Annotated in this window: 9 protein-coding genes; 1 reads left to right on the forward strand and 8 read right to left on the reverse strand. The window is 63.6% G+C overall.

All coding sequences use genetic code 11. From position 1 onward, the window contains the following. From AB1609_09190 to AB1609_09200, 3 genes are all read right to left on the reverse strand, one after another. On the reverse strand, positions 1–276 hold a 276-nt coding region (locus AB1609_09190), incomplete at its 3' end, for a hypothetical protein (protein MEW6046640.1). A gap of 98 nt (positions 277–374) precedes the next feature. Further along, positions 375–1,349 (reverse strand): tripartite tricarboxylate transporter substrate binding protein, encoded by a 975-nt coding sequence (locus tag AB1609_09195; protein ID MEW6046641.1) that lies wholly within the window; start codon positions 1,347–1,349, stop codon positions 375–377. After that, positions 1,346–2,014 carry a GntR family transcriptional regulator gene (locus AB1609_09200; GenBank protein MEW6046642.1) on the reverse strand — a complete coding sequence of 223 codons (669 nt, stop codon included), beginning with the start codon at positions 2,012–2,014 and terminating at the stop codon, positions 1,346–1,348. Before AB1609_09200 ends, AB1609_09195 begins: the two co-directional genes overlap by 4 nt. A 491-nt stretch (positions 2,015–2,505) precedes the next feature. Here AB1609_09200 and AB1609_09205 point away from each other — a divergent pair, with 491 nt between their 5' ends. After that, entirely contained in the window at positions 2,506–2,694 is a 189-nt protein-coding gene (locus tag AB1609_09205; GenBank protein MEW6046643.1) for a hypothetical protein, read from the forward strand. Between the two features lie 128 nt (positions 2,695–2,822). Here the strand turns inward: AB1609_09205 and AB1609_09210 are convergent, their stop codons facing one another. The 5 genes from AB1609_09210 to AB1609_09230 form a co-directional block, all read right to left on the reverse strand. Beyond that, on the reverse strand, positions 2,823–4,442 hold the full coding sequence (locus AB1609_09210) for an FGGY family carbohydrate kinase (protein MEW6046644.1): 1,620 nt from the start codon (positions 4,440–4,442) through the stop codon (positions 2,823–2,825). Next, entirely contained in the window at positions 4,435–5,484 is a 1,050-nt protein-coding gene (locus AB1609_09215; GenBank protein MEW6046645.1) for a zinc-dependent dehydrogenase, read from the reverse strand. Before AB1609_09215 ends, AB1609_09210 begins: the two co-directional genes overlap by 8 nt. Positions 5,485–5,510: 26 nt before the next feature. Next, complete coding sequence (locus AB1609_09220) at positions 5,511–6,335, reverse strand: 2-amino-3,7-dideoxy-D-threo-hept-6-ulosonate synthase (protein MEW6046646.1); 825 nt, start codon at positions 6,333–6,335, stop codon at positions 5,511–5,513. Positions 6,336–6,394: 59 nt separating this feature from the next. Continuing rightward, complete coding sequence (locus AB1609_09225) at positions 6,395–7,858, reverse strand: aldehyde dehydrogenase family protein (GenBank protein ID MEW6046647.1); 1,464 nt, start codon at positions 7,856–7,858, stop codon at positions 6,395–6,397. Positions 7,859–7,915: 57 nt separating this feature from the next. Then, positions 7,916–9,235, reverse strand: a 1,320-nt coding sequence (locus AB1609_09230; GenBank protein ID MEW6046648.1) for a TRAP transporter large permease, incomplete at its 5' end; no start/stop codon positions are given.

The raw sequence follows: 9,235 nt of genomic DNA on the forward strand, positions 1-9,235 counted from the left end.
GACGGGCAGGGCCTGTTCGGCACCAGCGCCGCCGGAGCCGCCCTCCTTGCGCCTCCCGGGCGTCCCGGCGCGCTCCCCGAGCCTTCGGGCCGGCACCATTCGGGCCAGACTGCTCGCGAGCAGCACCACGGACAGCGCTGCGATGAAGAAGGCCACAAGGCGCGGGAAAAACGCCGAGTCCTCGGGCAGCTCACCCGTCCATCGAAACACCGCCGCCGAACCTGCGATGAGTGCCACGGAAAGCCCGATATCCTCAACGGCCTGGCTCAACGCCATCACCACCCCTCCGTCGGGTCGAGCCCCGCGGGTGGAGCCCGGAGTCCGGCTCCGAAGCTCCACCCGGCGCCTGCTGCGGTACGCTTAAAGCGCCCGCCCTAGCGTTTCTCAACCCACGGCGAGGCGTTCCAGAGTTCCTGGTAGCTGTCCCGGAGCTCGCGCAGGAACGCGCGGTAGTCGTTCGGCCCGAGGTAGCGAAGCGGCAGGTACGCCTTGGCCGCCTTCTCGCGGAATTCGGGGTCGTTGACGGCCTTCGCGGCGGCCTGGGCGAAGCGTTCCACGACCCAGCCAGGGGTGCCGGCCGGCATGGCTATGCCGCGCTGGGAGCCCGTCACAATGTTGTAGCCCTGTTCCCGGAAGGTGGGGGTGTTGGGGAACAGTTCCGTGCGCCCTTCGGCCATCTGGCCCAGGATGCGGAGCTGGCCGTTTTCGACGTACTCCTTGGCCTCGCTGATGTTGAACACCCCGAGCGTGATGTGGCCGCCGAGCAGCGCCGTCCGGTTGGGAGCCGCGCCGTCGAACGGGATGTGGCGGAGCTTCAGCCCGGCCGCCCTTGCGAACATCTCCGTGGCGATGTGGTCATCCGATCCGATGCCCGACGTGCCGTAAGAGACGGTCCCGGGATTCTTCTTTGCGTACTCCACCAGCTCTTGCAGCGTCCGGAACGGGCTGTCCGCCCGCACGAGAAACGCATCCGGGTCGTCCATGACGTTGGCCACGGGGATGAACGACTCCAGCGTGTAGCGGGTCCGGCGTTCGATGGGGATGGTGACCACATTAGGGGTGTTGATGAAGCCGACGGTGTACCCATCCGGGGCGGCGGTCGCAAGGGCGGTGAAGCCCACCTCGCCCCCCGCGCCGGGCCGGTTGAGGATGATGATGGACTGACCCAGGTACTTCTCGATATAGGGGGCAAGCAGGCGCGCGGCGATGTCCGTCGCCCCGCCCGGCGAATAGGCCACGATCATGGTGATCGGGCGGTCGTTGGGCCACTCGGCGGACGCGACTCCGCCCGCCGCGGCCACGATAAGCGCGACGATGGCAGGTACCAGATAGGGCCTCAGTGCCTTCACGAGACTTCTCCTCCCGTCCCGAGGTCTTGGTCACTTGCCCCGAGTTTGGCCAGCAGCTCCTCTTTCGCCCGCTCGATGTGCCCGCGCGCCACCCGTTCGGCCTCCGCCCCATCGCCGCGGCGAACGGCGTCGATGATCCTCCGGTGTTCCTGCACGGCGCGTTCGGGCCTGCCCGGGAATTGCACTGTAATCGACGTGAGGAACTCGGTCTGCAGGCGGATGGCTGCCATCGCGTGGCTGAGGCGGCGGCTGCCGGCGATTTCCACGAACAGCGAGTGGAGCGCCAGGTTACACCGGCGGTACTCGGCCAGGTTCCCCCCTTTCACCAACTCCAGGCTCTGCGCGTGAACTTCCTCGAGGCGCTGCAGGTCCCGGCCGGTGGCCTTGCGCGCGCACAGCTGCACCGCCAGGCCCTCCAGAACGGCGCGCAGGTCATAGATCTCCTCCACGTCCCCGGCGGACAGCGTCACCACCCGGACGCCCCGGCCAGGCAGGTGCTCCGCCAGACCGTCGTGCACCAGCATCTGAAGAGCCTCGCGCAGAGGGGTGCTGCTCACTCCCAGCTCGCTTGCGAGAGAAGCTTCCCGCAGGCGGGTCCCCGGCTTCAGGCGGCCGTCAAGGATGGCGGCAACCAGGGCGTCGTAGACGGCCCGGCTCGCGGACACCGGCTTGACTCTTGGCAGGACGGGCGACACGGCACTCCTCCCCGAGGAGAGGCTTGTGTATACATCACATTCTATTTGTTGTGGACTGCATTCGGTGGATCCGCGCAGATTCCTGCAACCGGTGCAAGCAACCTGGCCCCTCCCGGGACGCACCGAAGCTGGCCTGCACCACGGGGGTCTTCAGGGAGCGCTGTCAGTTGGACGTGCGGAGTCGCCTCTGGCGCTTGAGGGTCTTTTTCAGATAGTTGACATTCATCACAACTATCTTGCCAGACAGGCGCGCGCAGGCCGTCTTCCACAAGGCCGCCAGAGCCGCATCTACTTGTGCAGGCTTCCCGGCCTTGCCGGGCCCATGCGGGCGATCCGCAGGAGGGGGCTACCGCACACCCACCGCGGGCTCAAACGGCCCAAGGTCAACTTTCGGCGCACCCCTCCCCCTGCGCTCTGATGCCCTTCCCGCCCGCAGATGGCGGGTCTGGACCGGCGAACACGTGCGGGGCCATGTGGCGGTCTGCTTCCTGGCGTTTGTGCTGGAGTCGCATTTGCGCCACAAGCTGGGCGACACCGTGTCCTACCGCCTGCGCACGGAGCTGCTCGGCACGGCCGCGACAGTCTTCCACCTGCTCCGTGTACCCCCGCCCAACCGGATCGAAGAGCTGTCGTCGAACCGGGCCGCGTAGTGCTACGCCCTTGGCGCGTCCTGCCCAAGCCCTATCATTGGGGCAACTCGCCAAGATAGGTGTCAAAGATCAGGGAGCGACTGTTTGAGGCTTCGTTTGCGTCCCTAAGGCTGGCCCGGACACACAGGTCAACACGCGTAAGGCTGTAGGGCGGCAAACTCTTCCCTGAGGGCCGGGTACAAGCGGCTAAAGGTCTCATACAGACCGTCATAGACGGGCCGAAGCGATGGGTTGGGCGTGACCGAGGTCACCTCCAGGGATTGTCTGGCGACCCAAGCTGCCTCATTTTCCCCTGCGTAGACCCCCGCGGCCACTCCGCCCAGGAGCGCCGCCCCCGTAGCGGCGGACTCCGCAACGTGGGAGACGAGAATAGGAAGTTGCAGCACGTCCGCCTTGATCTGGGTCCACGTCTTACTGTGCGACGCGCCGCCTACACTGAGCAGCTGCTCGGCCTCGGCCCCGAGCACCGCCTCCGCAAGCTCAAGGATCTGCCGTTCCGCGTATGCGACGCCCTCCATGACGGCCCGGATCAGGTGACGAAGGCGAGTTGCTAAAGAAATGCCGATAAACGCTCCGCGCGCCAACGGATCCCATATGGGGGAGCGCTCGCCGGACAGATAGGGCAGGAAAATCAAACCCCCTGCGCCAGGCGGGGCCTTGCAAGCCTCCCTCTCCATGAGGTCATACCACAACTGATTGCCCACAGCGCTACGAGCGGGATCCGCCACGAACGGCTGTGAAACGGCGCTGTTATCACCCGCTCTCGTCCCTCGACCGAGGGCAACGGCCCCGGTAACCACTTCGTCGTGGAACCAGCGCAGGGAGGCCCCGCCCGCCGACATCGCCCCATGGGCAAGCCAGCGACCCGTTGCGACATGACAGCGATTCAAGAATCTGGGATCGAATTCTGGCTTGCCTATGCAGGTTGTGATTACCAGGGACGTTCCGGACGACTCAAACACCTGTCCCGGTTCCAGTACACCAACTGCTAGCGCGCTCGCAGCTGTATCAGCGGCTCCTATCGCGACGGGAATCCCTGTCGGCAACCCTGTGGCAGCCGCTGCCTCCTTGCCGAGGCCTCCAAGTAACGTGGAAGGCGCCACAACCTCTGGCAGGAGGGCCGGGTCGATCCCGAGTTCGCTCGCCAGTGCTTCGGACCATCGGCCCTTTCCCGCCGTCTCAAAGAGCCCGGTGAGAGAGGCGTTGGTCCAGTCCATTGCCACACGCCCGGTAAGCTGTCTTCCGAGGTAGGTATTGGCATGAGCGAGGTATCGCGCGTTCTTCCAGACCTCCTGCTCATGCGCCTGCACCCACAGCATGCTCGTTACGGAGATGGTGCCCGCCGCGACGCGATTGCCGGTAACAGCAAAGAAGCGACCTTCGCCGATGTCACGTCGAATGCGCTCGGCCAGGTCGAGGCTCCGCCGGTCGAAAAAGAGTATCGCCCTCCGTAACGCTCGGCCGTCACGCCCCAGCGGTACGAAAGCCGGACACATTCCGCTCAGGCCTATGGAGGCCACGCTGCGAAGGGGGATGTTGGCTCGTGCGGCGGCCTCTTGCAGGGCTTTCCCGGCGTCCAGCAACCACGTCTCCGCGTCCATCTCAGCCCAACCGGGACGAGGCGACTGAACGGTTACCGGGCTGCGTCCCGTACCGAGAACGCTCCCGGTCTCGGCGTCTACCAGCACAGCCTTAATGCTGCTGGCGCCCACATCGATTCCGGCAAGCACAGGCTGAGTGTTACCCATCCGGCCGGACGACCACCTTCAACCCCCCATAGCGCTCGGCCGTCTCGAATGCACGAACTGTTTCCCTCAAAGGGAAACGGTGCGTGATAAGTGGATCAAGGTCGACCCTGGCTGCTGACATGAGATCGAGCGCCTTTTGGAACTGAAGGCGCGTCGAAGAAGTGGCCCCAGTGACGCGAAGCTGACGGTAGTGAATCGTGTTTGGATCGATCTCCGCTCGATCGCCCCCGGAAAACCCTGCAAACAGGTTGACGGACCCGCCTCTGCGGGCCAACCGAAGGGCCTGGTTCACTAGGCTGGGTGCCCCGACGGCTAGAATGACCACGTCGGCACCGATGCCGCCCGACAGTTCCTTCACCACGGTCGTGGGATCTTCGGTCGCGGGATCGACCACGGGGTCCGCACCCAACCTCTGGGCTACGGCCCTTCGCTCGGCAACCGGTTCGACGGCGATGACCCGTCTGGCACCAGCCGTTCGTGCCAGCTGCAGGTGCATGAGCCCGATGGGCCCGGCTCCAAATACCACCACAAGGTCGCCCATCCGGACCCCAGCTTGCTCCTGTCCATTGATGCAGCAAGCAAGAGGCTCGGCAAGAGCTGCCAGCTCACTCGATAGGGTCTCCGGCACGCGAAAGAGGTTGCCCCGCCGGACGGCCACGGCGGGTACTCGCACGTACTCCGCAAAGCCCCCATCAAACTCGTACCCAAGGGCCTGGCGGTTTTCGCAAGCGTTCTCGATCCCAAGTCGGCAGGCGTGGCACGTACCGCACGATACCACCGGTGCGATGGCGACCCGTTCGCCCTCGCGCCACCCCGAGGCAGCGGCCTCTGCACCCACTTCAACGATGATTCCGCTCACCTCGTGGCCCAAGAGGGAGGGAATCCTTACCCCGAGCGTTTTCTTGCCCCTCCAGATGCGGATGTCCGTGCCGCACACCGAGCAAGCCTCGACGCGAACGAGGACATCAGCGGCGCCAACTTGGGGCACCGGCCACTCCTCCACCCCCAGCTTGTCAGGGCCCCTGAATACAGCGGCCAGCATGAAGTGCTAACCCTTTCTACCCGGGCTCAGTGAGATCGCTGGTGGCGACGCTCAGCCATGGCTTCGCGGTAGACCTCGAGCGCCTCTTCCACCGTGCGATTCTCGTGAATAATGGCCCGTAAGGCTCGGACCACAGCCCCGGGCTCCTCGTTTTGCCACACGAACCGTCCGTAGGCCACCCCTGCCGCTCCGGCATCCAGGGCGTCCCTCGTCATACGCAGGTAGTCCTCGAGAGCCTTACCACCTTCCCCGCCAGCCAGCACCACGGGAACGGGTACCGCCTCCACCACCTTCGCAAAGGTGTCAGGGGACCCGGTATAATGGGTCTTGATGACGTCGACGCCGAGTTCGGCACCGACTCGTACCGCGTACCGAACGTTTTCGAAGTGATACTGGTCCTCGACGTATTCGCCCCGGGGATAGATGTGCGTCACGACAGGTAGCCCGAGCGATTCCGCCTCCTTGACGAGCCGCCCGAGGTTCTCCAACATTTTCGGCTGGTGCTCCCCGCCTACGATGACACCCATCGAGATCGCATCTGCCCCCAACCGGATTGCCTCTTCAACGTCGGTGACCCACACATCTAGCGTCTTGTGATAAGGAGAGAATGAGGTGCATTTGATGATCAACGGCACTTTGCCGGCATGGGGCTCAAAACAGCGTTCTGCGATCCCCTTGTGCATAGTCATCGCGTCGGGCACGCCCCAGACGATCTCATCAATGGCACGCTGAACATCAATGAGGCCCGGTAGGACGCCCCGAGCAATTCCGTGATCGACTGTGATCGTTAGAAGCCGCCCTGAGGACGCGTTCAACAGGCGGCGCAACCGCACTCGCTTTCCCAGATGCATGCTAGACCTCCTCCGGGTGCGGTGTCACTTTATCCCGATCCCTCCGTCCAGGTAGCAGATCAGATCCCAGCGGCCCGTATGGCAACGCTCTTGACCCTCGTGTAGAAGTGCAGGGCTTCAAAGCCCTGTTCCTTGTACGGAGATCCCGACTCCCTGAACCCTCCGAATGGGACGTGGGCATCCCAACCGTTGGTGGGAAGATTGACCCCAACACAGCCAATCTCCACCTCTGATGCGAACCGGTAGGCATGCTCCATGTCCCGGGTGAAGACCGCCGCGGACAGGCCGTAGCGCGTCCGGTTTACGAGCTCGATGGCTTCCTCGACCGAGTGGGCCTCCATGACGGCCAACACAGGCCCGAACACTTCTTCCTGTGCCAGGCGTATCTCAGGGTGCACGCCGTAGAAAACGGTGGGCTCAACGAAATACCCCCGGGCGTACGGCGCTTCCGTTAACCTGTGGCCACCCGTGAGGAGCCGTGCGCCATCCTTCGCGGCTGTATCGATGGCCTCCATCACTGTCTTCAACTGGGTTTCGTCCACGACGGGCCCCATGTCCACGGAGGCATCAAGGCCAGGGCCCACTGTAATGGCGTTGACTCGCCTCTTTAACCGGCTAAGGAACTCATCAAACACAGGAGACTCTACGATAACACGGCTCGTCGCTGTACAGCGCTGACCGGCCTGACCGAAGGCTCCCTGCACAACCGCTTCGAGTGCCAAGTCCAGATTGGCGTCGCGCAATATGACCGCCGCGTTTTTGCCGCCCATCTCCGTTTGCACGCGTATACCGCGGGGGGCGGCGTCTCGCTGAAGCTGCATCCCGACCTCTGTTGACCCGGTGAAGGTGATGCCTTTGACCGCCGAATGCACGGCTGCTACCTTGGATACCAGCGAGCCGGGTCCCGTCACTAGGTTGACGACACCCTTTGGAAGGCCCGCGTCGTGAAGACACCTCACCAGATGCCATCCCGAAAGTGGGCTCAACGATGAGGGCTTCAGAATAACCGTATTCCCCGTGACGAGTGCCGGAGCAAGCTTTCGAGCCGGCGTGAGGAACGGATCGTTCCACGGGGTAACGGCCACCACGACGCCGATCGGCTCGCGGACCACGCTGACATAGGCCCCTTCCCGTGCGTCTGCCAGGTTGTAGGACAGGGGCCACCGCTCGTAGCTGGCGTAGTAGTCGAAAAAGTCCGCGGCGCGAGCCACCTCACCTGTCGACTCCCGGACCGTCTTACCCATTTCCCGAGTGATGTCTCTGGCGATCTCACCGGCCCTCTCCCGGATGAGGGTGGCCGTCCGGCGAAAAACCTGGCACCGTTTCATGATGTTTGTACGCCGCCACTCTGCCAGAGCGCGTTCAGCGGCATCCAGTGCCGCCTCCAGGTCCTCCTCCGTCATCCGAGGAAAGCGCCCAACGATTTCCGCAGTGTCGGCGGGATTTCGCACGACGAATGAATCGCGCGCCCGTCCGATTGTCCACTCACCGGCTATGAGTCCCGTAAAATGCTCGCTGCTCACGAAAGACCTCCCCCTCGCCAGCCCGACATTCCGTGTTGTGGTCCGGCATCGGCACTTCTATGGCAACACCAGACCGGGAAGGAAAAGCGATATCGCCGGAACATACGCAATCAACAGAAGTCCGATGAACAACACGGCATAAAAGGCAAGACCTGCCTTTGCGATCACCTCTATCGGCCGGCCCGATACGGCAGCCATCGCGTAAAGGCACACCCCTACGGGAGGCGTTATGAGGCCGAAAGCCAGCGACGAGACAATGAGCGTTACGAGATGGACCCCGTTGATGCCCACGGCCACACCGATGGGATAGAGGAGCGGCACGAGAATGAGCAGCGCGGCCATCGCGTCCATGAACATGCCGATAAGCACCAGGGCCATCACCAACACCAGCAGCACCAGGGTCTGGCTTGCGCCGACGCTCATAACGAGACCTGTGACGCCCTGAGGCACCCCGTCCATCGTAAACAGCCAGCTGGCTGTCTTGGCAGTCGCGGCGATCAGGAGCACGGTTCCACTGGTCTTGGCCGAATCCACGAGAATGCGGGGAAGAGCCTTGAGGGGCAATTCCCGGTAAATGAGGATACCCACGACCGCGCTGTACAAGACTGCAATGGCCGCTGCTTCTGTGGGCGTGTAGTACCCGAAAACGATACCCCCGACGATGATACCGGGCGCAAGAAGAGCGGGGAGTGCGTCCAGCGTGCTGGTGAGGGCCTTGTGAAGGTCAAATGTGCCCACGGAGCCGTAGCCATAGGCTCTTGCAAACGCGTAGTTCACCAACATCATGAGACCTGAAAAGAGTAGCCCCGGCCCAATGCCGGCGATCAGAAGTCGGGCGATGGACTCTCCCGCTGCCGCACCGGCCACCACCATCAATATGCTTGGTGGAACGACCGTGGCCAGGGCTGAAGATGCCATGGAGAGCGCGGCGCTATAATCGATGGGGTAGCCCCGCCGCGTCATCTCTACGACCTCAATCCGCCCGAGGCTGGCGGCATCTGCGACTGACGATCCGGAAATACCCCCGAAGATGAAGCTCGCGATGATATTCACGTGCCCGAGCCCGCCCCGGAGTCGTACGGTCCACCGATCCGCAAAGTCGAAGATGCGGCGGGCTATGCCCCCGTGCTCCATCAGCTTGCCGGCAAGCACAAAGAGCGGCACGGCGACCATCAGGAAGTTGTCCATCGCCGTGTAAATGGTTTGCGAAAAGATGTGAAGCGGGAAGGATCCGGAGAGGAACAAACCGGCCGCCGCCCCCAGCGCCATGCTCACCGCAAGGGGTACGCCAATCACGCTAAGCACCGCGAAGGTCGTAATGATGGCTACCGACATGGGGTTTGTCACCCTTTGTCCAATATAGGACTTGTCTCTCCG

Source organism: Bacillota bacterium (genome assembly GCA_040754675.1).
Classification (GTDB): Bacteria; Bacillota; Limnochordia; order Limnochordales; family Geochordaceae; genus Geochorda.

Coding starts and splice junctions, on each gene's coding strand:
- AB1609_09210 (MEW6046644.1), bottom strand. CDS start 4,442: ATGGGTAACACTCAGCCTGTGCTTGCCGGAATCGATGTGGGCGCCAGC.
- AB1609_09215 (MEW6046645.1), bottom strand. CDS start 5,484: ATGCTGGCCGCTGTATTCAGGGGCCCTGACAAGCTGGGGGTGGAGGAG.
- AB1609_09220 (MEW6046646.1), bottom strand. CDS start 6,335: ATGCATCTGGGAAAGCGAGTGCGGTTGCGCCGCCTGTTGAACGCGTCC.